This window comes from Allobosea sp. (assembly GCF_017308015.1).
GTDB lineage: Bacteria > Pseudomonadota > Alphaproteobacteria > Rhizobiales > Beijerinckiaceae > Allobosea.
The window spans coordinates 59714-73977 of sequence record NZ_JAFKFW010000011.1; the positions used below are offsets into that span (position 1 = coordinate 59714).

Sequence of the window (14264 nt, forward strand, 5' to 3'; positions counted from 1 at the left end):
CGTGGAAGGCCGGCCTTCGGGCCGGCCTTTTCTTGTTCAGCCGCCGCGGGGCCACGGTTCGGCGCAGAGCCGTTTCAGGGCCGACGCGAAACTGCGCGCGGCCGGGCCGAGCGGTGCGTCCAGCCGGTGCCCGATATAGGCCTCGGCCGGTAATGCGCCGTGCCGGCCGAGCACGCCTGTCTCGACGCGAACCAGCCGGCCGCTGGCGATATCCTCCGCGGCCAGCCAGCCCGGCAGCCGGCCCCAGCCGAGTCCTGCCCGGATCATCGCATGCTTGATGTCCTGCCCGCCGACCCGGCAGGTCCGCGGCGAGATCACGCCGATGTCGCGCCCGTCGGTTAGCGGCGAGCGGTCAAACTGGACGATCTGGAGATGATCGGCGAGCGTGGCGGCATCGAGAACCCGCTGGCGTGTCTGCGCCAGCGGATGGGAAGGGGCCGTAACCGCGATCATCTCGATCGACGTCAGTGCCTCGATCGCGATGCGCGCGTCGCGAAAGCTCTCGCCGACGATGACCGAGACCTGGCTGCGCTGCTCCAGCAGCGCTGTGATCGGGCCGCCCAGCGCCTCGGCAGAGAGCCGGATCGCGACCGACGGGAAGACCACGCTCATCTCGGCCAGCGCCGCGCCGACCAGCAGGGGCGGAAACAGCACGTCGACCGTCAGCGACAGTTCCAGCTCGACGCCTTCACGCAGCCCCCGCGCCCGTGCCCGCATGGCATCGACGCGCAGCAGCACGTCGCGAACATTGGCGAGGAGCGCCCGGCCTTCCGGTGTCGGCACCGGCCGATGGCCTGAGCGGTCGAAGAGGCTGATGCCGAGTTCCCTCTCCAGCTTGGCGATGGCATGGCTCACCGCCGATTGCACGCGGCCGAGCTCCTTGGCGGCGGCGCGGAAGCTGCCGCTGTCGCAGACCGCCCGGAACATGCGCATCTGGTCGAGGGAGAGATTGTCGAGCATGATCGATATCATAGATCATCTCGGTGAGAATTATCTCTCTTCTGTCGATTGGCGGGGTGGTGCATCACAGGGCCCGGGCAACGAGGTGATGCGTCTTGGGTAAGATCGACGAAACGGCCGGGCGCGCGACAGCCGGCCGAACCGACTGGTGGGTGGTGGCGCTGGTCGTCGCGGCCGGCATCGCCGCGTCGTTCCAGATCGGCAAGGCGGCGATCGCGATCCCGTTGCTGCAGGTCGAGACAGGGCGTGATCTCGCGGTGCTCGGTTGGGTCAGCTCGATCTTCGCAGTGCTCGGCCTCTTTGGTGGGGTGCCGGTCGGTGCGCTGGCCGCGCGCTTCGGCGACAGGCGGATGCTGCTGCTCGGCTTGCTCATGCTCGCTATCGGCAGCGTTCTTGGGGCGGTGGCCTCGGGCCTCGGCCTCCTGCTCGCCTGCCGGGTCGTCGAGGGCGCGGGCTTCCTGATGGTTAGCGTCTCCGGCCCGGCGCTGCTGCGCCGTTGCGTCGGCGTGCGTGACCGCGAGATCGCGATGGCCCTGTGGAGCTGCTTCATGCCGGCCGGCATGGCGCTGGCGATGCTGCTCGGGCCGCTTTTCGGCGGCTGGCGCGCGATCTGGCTTGCGGGTGCGGGTTTCGCGCTGGTCGTGGGTGTGGCCGTTGCGCTGCGCGTGCCGGCAGCAATGGCGGGCGCGGTCGTGTCCTGGCGGCAGCTTGCTGCTGATGCCGGCAGCATGTTCCTGACGCGCGGGCCGTTCCTGCTGGCTGTATGCTTCGCGCTCTACGCCATGATGTTCTTCGCCGTGCTGAGTTTTCTTCCCGTTCTGCTGATTGAGCGGATGCACAGCTCCCTTGCGGTCGCAGGTTTGCTCAGCGGGCTCGCCACGGCCGGCAATATCGTCGGCAACCTGATCGCCGGCGCGCTGCTGGCTCGCGGCGTGCCGCGGCTGATCGTCCTCGCCGGGGCTAGCTTCGCGATGGGGCTCGCGGCAGTCTTCGTCTTCCTGCCGCTCCTGCCACCGACGGGGTCGTTTCTGTCCGGCATCCTGTTTGCGACCGCCGGAGGTTTCGTCCCGGCGACTCTGCTCTCGACCGCGGCCTTGCTGGCGCCGCGCCCCAATCTGGTGCCGGCCAGCATCGGGCTCCTGATGCAGGGCAGCAATCTCGGCCAGGTTATGGGGCCGACCGTGGTCGGGCTGGTGATCTCCGGCATCGGCTGGGCCGGCGCCGCTGGGCTGGTGGCGGCTCTCGCCCTTTTGGCGGCGCTGACCGCTTTCGGTCTGCATCGCGATCTGTCCGGCCTTGCGGTGGCACGCGCTTGAGGTTCAACCGCTCTCCCAGCCCGCCCTGACGAGGTCGGGTACTTCGCATTCCTCCTCCGGCCAGCCGACGCAGAGATAGGCGACGAGCTTCCAGCGCGGCGGTGTATCGAGGGCTTCGGCGATCTCCCGGGGATCGAGGATCGAGACCCAGCCGACGCCGAGCCCATGAACGCGCGCAGACAGCCAGAACTGCGTGATCGCCGCGACCACCGAATAGTCCAGCATTTCCGGCATTGTCGCCCGGCCGAGGCCATGGCCGCGCGCGGTGCCATGATCGCAGAACACGGCGAACTGGACGGGCGCTTCCCGCAGGCCTTCGAGTTTGAGACGCGCATAGAGAGCGGCTCGTTCGCCTTCATAGGAGGCCAGCGCATCCGCATTGCAGCGGCTGAAGCTATCCTGCACGGCGGCGCGCCGTGCCGGCTCCGCGATGGACACCCAGCGCCAGGGCTGTGCATTCCCTACGGAGGGCGATAGACGGGTCTGCGCCAGCAGCGTTTCGATCAGTTCGGACGGAACCGGATCGCGCCTGAACCGCCGGACATCGCGCCGCCAGCGCAGCAATTCCGCGAACTGCCGGGAAAAGTCTTCATCGAAGACGGGTGGCCGGCTCACGCCGGGTCCGCGACGGCGATGGCGTGGAAGAACGAGCCCGTGACCTGTCCGCGCCGGCTGCCGGCGGAAGCAGGCGCCGAACCATGCGGGTCGGTCACCATGGCGAAGGGCGGGTCGTCACCTTGTGCGACGATGCTGGCATAATGGAATTCATGCCCGGTCAGGGCCGAGCCCGCCGGCCCCAGCGGGCCGTCCGCTTCCAGCACCGCTCGGCGATAGCCCAGGTTCATCTTCCGCTTGGCGAAGGAGGTCTCGACCGAGAGCAGGCCGGCCATGGCGTGGGTGACGCCGTCCGCGTCAGTCAGGCTGCGTCCGAGCACCATGTAGCCCCCGCATTCGCCATGCACCGGCCGGGTGTTGGCGAAGCGGCGTAACCCGCCGAGGAAGCGGCTTGCCGCCGCGATCGTGCCGGCGTGCAGTTCGGGATAGCCGCCCGGCAGCCAGCAGGCGTCGCAATGATCCGGCGGCGCCTCGTCCTTGAGGGGCGAGAATGGAGCCAGCTCGGCACCCACCGCGCGCCATCCTGCCTCGACATGCGGATAGACGAAGGAGAAGGCCGCATCGCGGGCGATGGCGATCCTCCGGCCGGGTGCGGGCAGGGGCGGAGCCACATTGCCAGCCGTTGCCGGAAGCATCGTGGCGCCGGCTGCCGCGATGACGGCATCGAGATCGACGGCGTTCGAGACGGCCTCCGCGAGAGCATCGAGCCGTGCATGCAGGTCTGCGGTCTCGCCGGCCTGGACCAGCCCGAGATGGCGCTCCGGCAGGATCAGGCTCGCCTCGCGGGGCAAGGCGCCCAGTATGGGCAGGCCGATCCGCTCCAGGCCCTGCCGCACCAGGCGCTCATGGCGGGCGCTCGCGACCTTGTTCAGGATCACGCCTGCGACGCGGATGCGCGGATCATAGAGCTTGCAGCCGAGCGCGACCGCCGCGACCGACTGCGCCGCCCCGGATACATCGACGACGAGCACGACCGGCCAGCCGGTCAGCGCGGCGATATCGGCGCTGGCGCCGGTATGTCCTTCGGGCCCCGGCACCGCGTCGAACAGCCCCATCGAGCCCTCGGCGATCACGATATCGGCGGCTCGGGCTGCTCCCCCCGCGATCCGCCCGAGCAACCCGTCCGTCATCGCATAGCTGTCGAGATTGGCGCTCGGCGCGCCGGTCGCGGCGGCATGGAAGGCTGGATCGATATAATCCGGCCCGCATTTCAGCCCGCGCACGGTCAGGCCGCGACGCGTCAGGGCGCGTTGCAGCCCGAGCGTGATCGTGGTCTTGCCCGAGCCTGAACGCGGTGCGGCGATAAGAAGCCCGCGCGCGCTCATTGCCCGCCACGCGGCCGGAAGCGGCGATCGTAATCGATCGAGTAAAGCGCGCTTTCGCCGAAATCATCGGCGGCCAGTGCGGGCCCGACGAGGATCAGCGCCGTGCGCTCGAGTGCGCTGGCGCGGACTTGTCCCGCGATATCGGCGAGCCTTCCCTGGAGAACTGTCTCATCCGGCCAAGTCGCCCGGAACACCACGGCGACCGGGCAATCAGCGCCGTAGAATGGCGTCAGCTCCGCTACGACCTGCTCGACGACATGGATCGAGAGATGGATCGCGAGCGTCGTGCCGGAAGCTGCGAAAGTCGCGAGCTTCTCCTTCTCGGGCATGGCCGAGGCTCGGCCGGAGGTGCGGGTCAGTACCAGCGATTGCGCCACGCCCGGCAAGGTGAGCTCGCGCTTCAGCACGGCGGCGGCGGCGGCGAAGGCAGGCACGCCCGGTGTCACCGTATAGGGAATGCCTGATCGGTCGAGCCGGCGCATCTGTTCGCCGCAGGCGCTCCAGATCGAGAGATCGCCGGAATGCAGCCGGGCCACATCTTGCCCGGCGCGATGCGCTGCTTCCATCTCGGCAATGATCGCGTCGAGATCGAGCGGAGCGGTGTCGACGATGCGCGCGCCTGGCGGGCACCAGTCGAGCATCGCTTTCGGGATCAGCGAGCCCGCGTAGAGGCAGACAGGGGAGGCTGCGATCAGGTCGCGTCCGCGCAGCGTGATGAGATCGGGTGCACCGGGGCCGGCGCCGATGAAATGAACGGTCATGCGAGGCTTCTGGCGAGCGCGCAGGTGACGCGCGCGGTTGCGATACGCGGCTGTATCAGTTCGCCGCCCGGACCTGCCGCAGCCAAAGCCGCGGCTTCAGCCACCGAGCCGACGCCATAGAGCGAGGCGATCCGGGTCGAACGCGTCGCGCAGGCGGCCTCGAAACCCTTCAGCGCCTCGTCGGGGATGGCGACGAGCTCGGCTGCGCGCTCGTTGGCGGCAGCGACCATGCCGGCTTCCGCGGCGCGGCTCGCCAGCGTGGCGAAGCGCGGCGCCGGTGCACCGGCAAGCCCCGCGCTCGCCAGAGCCTGGTCGAGACAGGCGAGGATGTCGGCGGCCTCCGTTCCAGGCCGGATGCCGATCCCGGCGACGAGGCGGCCCGTGCTCAAGGCTTCTCGACCCGCCATTGCGTCACCGGCATCGCCGGGCGCCAGCCATGCTTGCCGCCGACAGGCGCGAGCCGGTCGATCGAAATGCGGCGCAAGGAACCGCCATGCTCGGCATGGAGTGCGGCGAGCTTGGCCTCGCCCTCGATCGTCACGACGTTGGCGACCAGCCGCCCGCCCGGTTTCAGCGCCGCCCAGGCAGCGTCGAACAGACCGTCCCCGGTCAGGCCGCCGCCGATGAAGACCGCATCCGGCGCCTCGCGACCGACGAAGCCGGCCGGCACCTCACCGACCACCTCGACCGAGAGCCCGCCGAGTTCGAGCTTGTTGCGCCTGATGCGCTCGGCTCGTTCCGGCTTCGCCTCGAAGGCGACGGCCCGGTTGTGCAGATGGCGCTGGCACCATTCGACCGCGACGGAGCCGGAGCCCGCGCCGACATCCCAGAGCAGTTCGCCACCGCGCGGGGCGAGTGCCGAAATCGTGATCGCGCGGATTTCCGACTTGGTGATCTGCCCGTCATGGGCGAACCACTCCTCGTCGAGCCCCGGCGCCAGCGGCAAAATGCGGGAATCGCGGGTGGCGGCGACCTCGACCGCGATCAGGTTGAGCGGCACGATGTCGCTCAGGTCGAAAGCATCGGCGCGGCATTCGCGGATGCGCTCCTGCGGCCCGCCGAGCGATTCCATCACTACGATGCGGCTTGCGCCCATGCCACGTGCGGTCATCAACTCGGCCACGGCGCGCGGTGTCGTCTCGTCCCAGGACAGGGCGAGGATGCGTGCTTCCGGCTGGAGATGCGGCACGATCCGGTAGAGCGTGCGGCCGTGCAGCGAGACCAGCGTGCATTCCTCCTGCGGCCAGCGCATCCGCGTGCAGGCCATCGAAAAAGACGAGAGCTGCGGGATGATCCGCATTTCTTCGGCCGGAATCGCGCGGCTGATGCTGTTGCCGATGCCGTAATGGAACGGATCGCTGGTCGCGAGCACGCAGACCTTGCGGCCGCGCTCTCGGAGAATCTGCGGCAGCGCGTTGCGGAAGGGCTGCGGCCAGGGGCGTAGTTCACCCGGAACGGAACCGACCAGCGCGATATGCCGCTCGCCGCCGAAGACGATCTCTGCGTCGTTCAGAGCCGCCAAGGCCTCCCGGCAGAGCCCGGAGGCTCCATCCTCGCCGAGGCCGATCAGCGAAAGCCAGGGCGCTGGCGTCTCGCGGCTCGACAGAACATCCGATTCACGCAAAACTGGCGACATGACCGTCCTCATCCTCGGCGGAACGAGCGAAGCTGCTGCGCTTGACCAGCATCTGGCTGATCAGGCTCCCGACATCCGTGCCATTATCTCGCTGGCGGGCCATACCGTCGATCCCCGTCCGACCAATCTGCCGGTCCGCACCGGCGGCTTCGGCGGTGTCGAGGGTCTCAGGCGCTATCTGGTCGAGGAAGGCATCGTCGCCGTCGTCGACGCCACGCACCCCTTCGCCGCGATCATGCCCTTCCATGCAGAGCATGCCTGCAAGGCCGAAGGTGTGCCGCTGCTGGCGATCCGGCGCGAGTCCTGGAAGCCTCGCGCCGGCGATCGCTGGAAATCCGTGCCGGACATCGAGGCCGCCGCGCAGGCGCTGGGTGACGAGCCGCGGCGTGTCTTCCTGACGGTCGGCCGGCTCGAACTTCCGGCCTTCGCCGATGCCCCCCAGCATCGCTATCTCGTGCGCGCCATCGAGCCGATCGGCGACCGCCTGCCCGTGCCGCATGTCGACGTCATCCAGCAGCGCGGGCCCTTCGATGCCGACGACGAGGAGGATCTGATGCGCCGCGAGGGCGTCGAGATCCTGGTCAGCAAGAACTCGGGCGGCCCGGCTACGGTCGGCAAGCTCGTAGCGGCGCGCCGGCTCTCCCTGCCGGTCGTGATGGTGGAGCGCCCGCCCAAGCCCGATGTCGAGACCGTCGATCATATCGATCAGGTCCTGCCCTGGCTGGTGGCGCAGGGCATCTTCGCGACCGAACGCGGCGTGTAGAGGTAAGGCGCAGCGCCCTCGCGCGCGATCAGGCGCGTGCTCGACGCTCCGATCATCACCAGCGTCGCCATGTCCGCGGTGCCGGCAGCCGCCACGGCTTCCGCCAGCGTCAGAATGCGCAGGCTTTCGTCCGGCCGCCCGACGGCGCGGGCGAACAGCACCGGCGTTGTCACCGCACGGTGCTTGGCCGCCAGATCCAGCGCCTTGCCGAGCTGCCAGGGCCGCGCTTTCGAGATCGGGTTGTAGAGGCAGATCACCAGATCGGCTGCGAGCACCGCTTCAAGCCGTGCCGTCACCACCTCCCAGGGCTTCAGGTTGTCCGAGAGCGAGATCGCGCAGAAATCGCCGCCGAGTGGGGCACCGGCCCGGGCCGCTGCCGCCAGCATCGCGGTGATGCCGGGCTCGACCGTGATCGGAAGTGCACGCCATGTGGCTGGTCCGGCTTCCAGCGCCTCGAACACCGCTGCCGCCATCGCGAAGACGCCGGGATCGCCGCCCGAGACCACCGCGACCGTCCGGCCTTCCGACGCCATTTGCAGCGCGTGCGAGGCACGCTCGACCTCGACGCGATTGTCGGAGGCGTGCTTGGTCAATCCGGTCCGCTCGGGCACGCGGTCGACATAGGGGCCGTAGCCGACGAGATCGGTCGCGGCATCGAGCGCGGCCTGTGCGGCCGGCGTGATCCACCCCGCAGTGCCGGGTCCGAGTCCGACGATGGTGAGCGAGCCCGTCACAGCAGCCGCCCCGCTCTTTGTGCCGGGCCTTCTCCCCGCGCCGTCATCCCGGACGTAGCGAAGCGAAGATCCGGGATCCATGCCTGAACCCTCGTCGGAAGCGCTCCGGCATGGATCCCGGATCGGTGCCGCTTCGCGGCTTGTCCGGGATGACGGCGGAGAGACGGAAAGAGACGTCGGACCGAATTCACAGCCGCCGCCCCTCGCCCGGCACGAGCACCATTGCGAAATAGGGCGCCTCGTCATCGGTCTTGTCGGCGAGGCGCGCCACGACCTGCCGGGCCATGGTCGCGCGCTCGACATAGATCGCGCGCCCTTCCAGCCCGGCGGCCACGAGCGCGCGGCGCACCTTCGGCAGGTTGCGGCCGAGCTTCATGATCACGGCTGCGTCGGTATCAGCCAACCGGCGCGCCAGTTCCGCCTCCGACAGCGTGCCGGGCAGCACGGTCATCACGTCGTCGCCCCAGGTGATCGGCGCGCCGGCCTCGCCCCAGGCGCCGGTCATCCCGGTGACGCCGGGCACCACCTCGGTCGGGAAGCGGTGGCTGAGCCGACGCCACAGATGCATGAAGGAGCCATAGAAGAACGGATCGCCGTCGCAGAGCACGGCGAGCGTCCGCCCGGCCTGCATCTCGACGGCCAGCCGCTCGGCCGCCTCCTCGTAGAAGGCCGCAATCGGGCCGTCGTAATCGGGCTCGCCGACGCTGGCCTCGATCGTTACCGGGAAGGCGAGCTCGATCTCGCGGGCCGGATCAGGCGCGATGATCGCGTCCGCCGTGCCGCGGGCGTTGCCGCGCCTGCCGCGCTTGCAGAAATGCACGAGACGGTCGGCCGTGGTGATGATCTCGCGCGCCCTGACGGTCATCAGGTCCGGAGCGCCCGGCCCGAGGCCGACGCCGTAGAGCAGGGTCCTGTTCGTCCCGCTCATCGCCTATTCCTTGTCCTGCGCCAGCGCATTGACGGCCGCCGCCGCCATGGCCGAGCCGCCGCGGCGCCCATGCACGACGACGAAAGGCACGCGCCCATCGTTTGCCAGCGCTTCCTTCGATTCCGCCGCGCCGACGAAGCCGACGGGGATGCCGATCACGGCGGCAGGCTTCGGCGCCCCGGCGTCGAGCATTTCGAGCAGGCGGAAGAGCGAGGTCGGTGCATTGCCGATCACCACCACGGCGCCGGCAAGCCGGGGCTTCCAGAGTTCCATCGCGGCAGCGGAGCGGGTCGTGCCCATCTGCGCCGCCAGAGCCGGAACCTGCGGATCGTCGAGCGTGCAGAGAACCTCGTTATTCGCCGGCAGGCGCGCGCGGGTCACGCCATTCGCCACCATCTTGGCGTCGCAGAGGATCGGCGCGCCGGCCTTGAGCGCGGCCTGCGCGGCCTCCGCGAAACCGGCTGATATCTCGACGTCCTTGGGCAGGTCGGTCATGCCGCAGGCATGGATCATGCGGACGACGACGCGCTCGGCCGCCCCGCTGAAGCGGGCGAGGTCGGCCTCGGCGCGGATGATGGCGAAGGAGCGCTCGTAGATCGCCGCGCCGTCCCGGATATAGTCGTATGCCTTGCTCAACCCTGCGATCCCATTGAACGCCCGGCCTTCACCAGCCGGGCGTGAATATCCTGTCCGGGCTGCAATCGCGTGAGCAGCGCCGAAAGGTCAAGCGTCGCGAGCGGCTTGTCCCGCGTCGTCCCGCCCGGCACGATATCGTAGTTCCCGTCCCGCCCCACCAGCGTGAGATCGGCGGCTGTCGGGTGAGCGCAGGCCTTGACGCAGCCGGAGACATGCAGCGTCACGCCCTGTACGAGCAGGCTGGCGGCGGCCGCGGCAAGCGCCGCCGCATCGGTCATGGTCGGTGCCTCGGCGCGCGAGCAGGAGGGGCTGCCGGCGCAAGCCTGCACCGAGAGGCGAGGATCGTCGTCCTGCGTGATGAGGCCGAGATCGCCGGCCAGCCGCAGCAGTGCCTCTGCTCCGGTGCGATCGAGATCGCGGAAGGCAAGCCCGCGCCACGGCGAAAGCCGGATGTCGGCCTTTGCCAGTGCGGCGCCGAGCCTGTCGAGCGTCTCCGCATCGCAACGGCCGAAGGGCAGGCCGACGAGCGTAGCGAACCGATCGTTTTCCAGCGCGAACAGCCCGGCGCGTCGGGGTGGCATCCGGGGCGCCGGAGCGGCGGCTTCGGGCAGGGTGCTCAGGCTCGCCAAGGCTTCGGATGACAGGTCGCGCAGGCGGCGGATCTGATCCGGTGCGGCGGCTCGCAGTGCGGCAAAGTCACGGAGGATCGCTGCCACGGTTGGCGCGGCTTCGGTGACCGGGATAGGGCCAAGCCAGAGACGATCAGCGAGACACAAGACTGCGCTCCTGGCGTCCATCCCGACCAGCCGGATATCCCCGGAAAAACCATCGAGAGCCTGTGCGCCGCCATCGTCCACGACGATGCCGAGCTTGGCCGGCAGGCCATCAACGGTGCGGGCGCGCGGCTCGATCAGCGCAACCAGAGCGGCGGCGTCGATCAGGCCGGTCGGATCTCGTCCCGCCAGCGGCGAGACCAGCGTCACGCGCTGCGGCCCGTCGCCTTCATGTTCGTCGACGAGCTGCTCCGTCAGCAGCCGTTCGACGAGCTTCGGATGGCTCTCCGCCGTCACGCCGCGGATCTGCAGATTGGCGCGGGCGGAAATCTCGATGAGCCCGTTGCCATGCTCGGCCGCCAGCGCCGCGATCCGTTGCAACTGCACAGGCGTCAGCGTCGCGCCGGGCGGATGCAGCCGCACCAGCCAGCCGTCCCCGGTTTCCATCGGTTTCAGCGTGCTCGGGCACCAGCCGCGCCGCAATGCTTCCTGTGACAGCGCGCTCATTCCGCCGCTTCCCGCGCGAGGAAGGCGCCGACGGAATTGCGCCGGCTGGTCCAGAGACCTCGCCGGGCCGCGTCTGTCAGCCGCGAACGGATCGAGGTGGCGGCGGGCGCGTTGGCGGCTTCCAGCGCCGCCCAGACCTGGGGATCGGCGCAATAGGCCTGGAACACCGCGTCGAACAGCCCGTCGGCGACCGCATCCGTGCTGGCGGCGAAGACGAAGAGCGTGTCGACTGCTTCCGCCAGTTCCGCCGCGCCGCGCCAGCCATGGGCGAGCTGCGCGGCGATCCAGCGCGGATGCGTTAACCGGCCATGGACGATGCGGGCGATGTCCTCGGCGAGCGTGCGGGCCTTCGGCGCCTCCGGGTTCGAGCTGTCGAGGCTGTAGAGCGCAGGATCGGTGCCGAGCGCCTTCGCTGCCGCTGCAAGTCCGCCGATGACGTCGGCGGCGCTGCTGGCTTCGAGGATGTCGCGCCCCGCCGTGTCGCTTACATGGATGAAGGCGTCGGAGACGCGGATGCGATCGGCAAAGCCTGCATCGATCGCAGCCGTGCCTTCCGCCCCGCCATAGGCATGGTCCGACGCCGCGAGATAGGCGGCACCCAATTCCTCGCGGTGCGTCCAGTTGCCGTCGAGGGCACGGTCGGCCATCGCCGCGCCATAGCGGCCGGGCGCGGCGCCGAAGATGCGCGCTCCGTGCTCGCCGCGGCGGCGGGCGGCGGCGGGCTCGTTCCAGTCATCCGTCTCGTCCAGCGCAGCCACGGCCCGCGCGGCCTGGTCGAGAAGCGCGATCTGGCCCGGAAACGTGTCGCGGAAGGTGCCGGAAATGCGCAACGTCACGTCGAGACGCGGATAGGAGAGCTTCGGCTGCGGCACGACGCTGAAGCCCGTGACGCGGGTCGAAGCATTGTCCCAGATCGGCTCGATGCCCATCAGTGCCAGCGCGTGCGCGATATCTTCGCCTCCGGAGCGGAGCGTCGGCGAAGCCCACAGGTCCATGACGATCCGGCGGGGATAGTCGCCGTGATCCTGGAGATGGCGCGAGACCACCGCCTGCGCCGCCAGTCGACCCAATCGCGCAGCGGCACGTGTCGGGATGGCGCGGGGATCGAGCGTCGAGAGGTTGCGCCCGGTCGGCAGCACGTCGGGCCGGCCACGATGCGGAGCGCCTGCCGGGCCGGGCGCGACGAAACGACCATCGAGCGCGGCGAGAAGGTTTTCGCGCTCGTTGCGGGCGGATTCTAGATCGATCTCGGAACGGCCGAAGACATGCAGCCCGTCGCGGAAGGGCAATTCGGCGATGTCGCAGAGATGCGCGTCGAGACGCGTCAACGCCTCGTTCATCTCGGTATCGGCGGCGACGCCGCAGGAGGCAGCGAGCCCGCTCGCCTCGGCCCGCGCCCGGATTTCGCTGGCGACGACATCTGCCCGGCGCGGATCGAGCACCTGAGCCTGCGAAAACTCCTCGACGAGGTCGCGCAGCAAGGCGGTTTCGCCGGCGGCTTCCGTCTCGGCTAGAGGCGGCGGCAGATGGCCGAGCGTGACGGCCGAGAGCCGCCGCTTGGCCGGCGCGGCCTCGCCGGGATCGTCGACGACGTATGGATAGATCATCGGCAACCCGCCGACGGCGAGGCGGGGCCAGCAGGCCGCCGAGAGCGCCACCGCCTTGCCCGGCAGCCATTCCGTTGTGCCATGCGTGCCCAGATGGATCAGCGCATCGATGGCTTCCGCCTCACGCAGCGCGAGGTAGAACGCGAGGTAGCCATGACCCGGCGGCGCGTCGGGGTCGTGATAGCGTGCCTTGCGGTCGGGCGTGGCGTCGCGTGGCGGCTGCAGGGCGACGGTAAGGTGGCCGCAGCGCACGGCGCGGAAATGGAAGGCGCCGTCGCGGCAGGCGGGGTCGGTCTCCGGCGCGCCGTGGCTGGCAAGAAGGGTCTCACGGGCCGCGGCAGGAATGGTGTCGAACCAGTCTCGGTAGGTCGCGAGCGGAATGCTCAGCTCTGCAGGACCCGTCGTCAGGGCAGCCATCAAAGCCTGGCCATTCAGGTGGGGGGCATCGAGCGTGTAGCCGGCATTATCCAGCAACTCCCGGATCGCCGTCACGCTCGCCGGCGTGTCGAGCCCGACGGCGAAGCCGGCACGTCCGCCGCGCGCGGGATAATCCGACATCACCAGTGCCAGCCGGCGCCCGGCGGCCGGTTTGCGCGCCAATGCGACCCAGCCCGCCGCCAGATCGGCCAGCCCGGCAATGCCCTCCGCATCGGGCACGAGCCGGCGGATGGACAGGCCGGCCGCCGGGCCGGTCTCGTCCGCCTTGAAGGCAACGGGGATCGCACCGATGCGCCCGTCGAATTCCGGCAGCGCCACCTGCATGGCGAGATCGGCGGCCGATAGCCCGCGCGGCGATGCCTCCCAGGCCTCGCGGGGGCTGCCGACCGGCACCGCCTGCAGGATCGGGCAATCGGCGCCGTCGAGCACGAAATCCGCGCCTTCGCGGGCGGAGAAGGCGGTGGTGGTGATGATCAGCGCGGGCTTCGGGATCGCAAGCAGCGCCGCGAGCTCGGTGGTGACGGCGGGGTCTTTCAGGCTGGTCAGCGCGAGCGGCAAGGGTGCGAGGCCGCGTGCGGTCAGCGTGGTGGCAATCGCTTCACCCATGGCGGTGTCGCCCGCTGCGACGCCGGAGCGGTAGAGCAGGATCGGGACGAGTGCGCGATCGCGGGGCAGGGTGGCGAGTGCTGCGCGCCAGGGCAGGGGACGACCACCGGCGCCAAGCGCGAAGAAGGATGGCAGCGGGACGGGAGCGAGGTCCGTATCGTTCCGCTCAGGCTTATCCGCCTGATATCCTTCGATCCGCCGCAAGAGTCGCCGCATGTTCTCGGCACCGCCGCCCGCCTGGAAGTAGGCCTGCAGCTCTGCCGTGAATTCCGCCGGCACCGTCGCATGCTCGCCAAGCCGAGGATCGTCCCGCTTGTCTCCGGGGAGGATCACGAGCGGAATGCTGCGCTCGCGGCAGGCGATACCGAGCTGCTCGATGCCGTAGCGCCAGTAATCCAGCCCGCCGAGGCAGCGCACCAGCACGAAGCGGCATTGCGCCGCCGTCTTCTCGATGAGGAAATCAATCGAGAGCGGATGCTTCAGGCGTCGGAGCGGCGCGAGCCGCACCGACAGATTGCTGCCGCCTGCCGCCACCGCCAGCGCCGAAAGGTCGCTGTCGGTGAAGGACAGGACGAGCACGTCTCCCGGCGGCAAGGCGAGATCGACGGCGTCCTCGCCGTCGTCGAGCCTGATCTCGCTGGTCGGGAGAAGGTGCATCG

General features: G+C 69.7%; 13 protein-coding genes. 2 read left to right on the top strand and 11 right to left on the bottom strand.

Features of this window, described 5'->3' with window-relative positions; genetic code table 11:
• Positions 1 to 36: 36 nt before the first annotated feature.
• The gene (locus J0I42_RS11420) at positions 37 to 960 is read right to left on the bottom strand and encodes a LysR family transcriptional regulator (protein WP_291654953.1); all 924 of its coding nucleotides are present in this window, start codon (positions 958 to 960) and stop codon (positions 37 to 39) included.
• Between the two features lie 95 nt (positions 961 to 1055).
• Between J0I42_RS11420 and J0I42_RS11425 the strand changes: the two genes are divergently transcribed.
• Entirely contained in the window at positions 1056 to 2276 is a 1221-nt protein-coding gene (locus J0I42_RS11425; RefSeq protein WP_291654954.1) for an MFS transporter, read from the top strand.
• Between the two features lie 3 nt (positions 2277 to 2279).
• Here the strand turns inward: J0I42_RS11425 and bluB are convergent, their stop codons facing one another.
• Genes bluB through cbiE form a run of 5 tightly spaced genes read right to left on the bottom strand, consistent with a single transcriptional unit; the run spans position 2280 to position 6613 of the window.
• Complete coding sequence (bluB, locus tag J0I42_RS11430) at positions 2280 to 2891, bottom strand: 5,6-dimethylbenzimidazole synthase (protein ID WP_291654955.1); 612 nt, start codon at positions 2889 to 2891, stop codon at positions 2280 to 2282.
• On the bottom strand, positions 2888 to 4216 hold the full coding sequence (locus J0I42_RS11435) for a cobyrinate a,c-diamide synthase (RefSeq protein ID WP_291654956.1): 1329 nt from the start codon (positions 4214 to 4216) through the stop codon (positions 2888 to 2890). Before J0I42_RS11435 ends, bluB begins: the two co-directional genes overlap by 4 nt.
• Positions 4213 to 4977: a precorrin-4 C(11)-methyltransferase gene (gene cobM / locus J0I42_RS11440; RefSeq protein ID WP_291654957.1), complete on the bottom strand. Its 765-nt coding sequence runs from the start codon at positions 4975 to 4977 to the stop codon at positions 4213 to 4215. Before cobM ends, J0I42_RS11435 begins: the two co-directional genes overlap by 4 nt.
• On the bottom strand, positions 4974 to 5366 hold the full coding sequence (locus J0I42_RS11445; protein ID WP_291654958.1) for a cobalamin biosynthesis protein: 393 nt from the start codon (positions 5364 to 5366) through the stop codon (positions 4974 to 4976). Before J0I42_RS11445 ends, cobM begins: the two co-directional genes overlap by 4 nt.
• Positions 5363 to 6613, bottom strand: a complete 1251-nt coding sequence (cbiE, locus tag J0I42_RS11450; RefSeq protein ID WP_291654959.1) for a precorrin-6y C5,15-methyltransferase (decarboxylating) subunit CbiE — start codon at positions 6611 to 6613, stop codon at positions 5363 to 5365. Before cbiE ends, J0I42_RS11445 begins: the two co-directional genes overlap by 4 nt.
• Here cbiE and J0I42_RS11455 point away from each other — a divergent pair.
• On the top strand, positions 6612 to 7376 hold the full coding sequence (locus J0I42_RS11455; protein WP_291654960.1) for a cobalt-precorrin-6A reductase: 765 nt from the start codon (positions 6612 to 6614) through the stop codon (positions 7374 to 7376). The two genes, cbiE and J0I42_RS11455, sit on opposite strands and share 2 nt — an antisense overlap.
• Here the strand turns inward: J0I42_RS11455 and cobJ are convergent.
• From cobJ to cobN, 5 genes are all read right to left on the bottom strand, one after another.
• Positions 7319 to 8110, bottom strand: coding sequence for a precorrin-3B C(17)-methyltransferase (gene cobJ, locus J0I42_RS11460; RefSeq protein ID WP_291654961.1), 792 nt, complete (start codon positions 8108 to 8110; stop codon positions 7319 to 7321). The two genes, J0I42_RS11455 and cobJ, sit on opposite strands and share 58 nt — an antisense overlap.
• 187 nt (positions 8111 to 8297) lie before the next feature.
• On the bottom strand, positions 8298 to 9038 hold the full coding sequence (locus J0I42_RS11465) for a precorrin-2 C(20)-methyltransferase (RefSeq protein ID WP_291654962.1): 741 nt from the start codon (positions 9036 to 9038) through the stop codon (positions 8298 to 8300).
• A 3-nt stretch (positions 9039 to 9041) separates the two neighbouring features.
• Entirely contained in the window at positions 9042 to 9674 is a 633-nt protein-coding gene (locus J0I42_RS11470; RefSeq protein WP_291654963.1) for a precorrin-8X methylmutase, read from the bottom strand.
• Positions 9671 to 10954, bottom strand: coding sequence for a precorrin-3B synthase (gene cobG / locus J0I42_RS11475; protein ID WP_291654964.1), 1284 nt, complete (start codon positions 10952 to 10954; stop codon positions 9671 to 9673). The genes J0I42_RS11470 and cobG overlap by 4 nt, the downstream gene beginning before the upstream one ends.
• Positions 10951 to 14262, bottom strand: a complete 3312-nt coding sequence (gene cobN / locus J0I42_RS11480) for a cobaltochelatase subunit CobN (protein ID WP_291654965.1) — start codon at positions 14260 to 14262, stop codon at positions 10951 to 10953. Before cobN ends, cobG begins: the two co-directional genes overlap by 4 nt.
• Positions 14263 to 14264: the final 2 nt, after the last annotated feature.

Excerpts from the sequence above, each read along its gene's own strand:
- J0I42_RS11420 (WP_291654953.1), bottom strand. The coding sequence starts at position 960 with ATGCTCGACAATCTCTCCCTCGACCAGATGCGCATGTTCCGGGCGGTC.
- J0I42_RS11435 (WP_291654956.1), bottom strand. The coding sequence starts at position 4,216 with ATGAGCGCGCGCGGGCTTCTTATCGCCGCACCGCGTTCAGGCTCGGGC.
- cobM (WP_291654957.1), bottom strand. The coding sequence starts at position 4,977 with ATGACCGTTCATTTCATCGGCGCCGGCCCCGGTGCACCCGATCTCATC.
- J0I42_RS11455 (WP_291654960.1), top strand. The coding sequence starts at position 6,612 with ATGACCGTCCTCATCCTCGGCGGAACGAGCGAAGCTGCTGCGCTTGAC.
- cbiE (WP_291654959.1), bottom strand. The coding sequence starts at position 6,613 with ATGTCGCCAGTTTTGCGTGAATCGGATGTTCTGTCGAGCCGCGAGACG.
- J0I42_RS11465 (WP_291654962.1), bottom strand. The coding sequence starts at position 9,038 with ATGAGCGGGACGAACAGGACCCTGCTCTACGGCGTCGGCCTCGGGCCG.
- cobG (WP_291654964.1), bottom strand. The coding sequence starts at position 10,954 with ATGAGCGCGCTGTCACAGGAAGCATTGCGGCGCGGCTGGTGCCCGAGC.
- cobN (WP_291654965.1), bottom strand. The coding sequence starts at position 14,262 with ATGCACCTTCTCCCGACCAGCGAGATCAGGCTCGACGACGGCGAGGAC.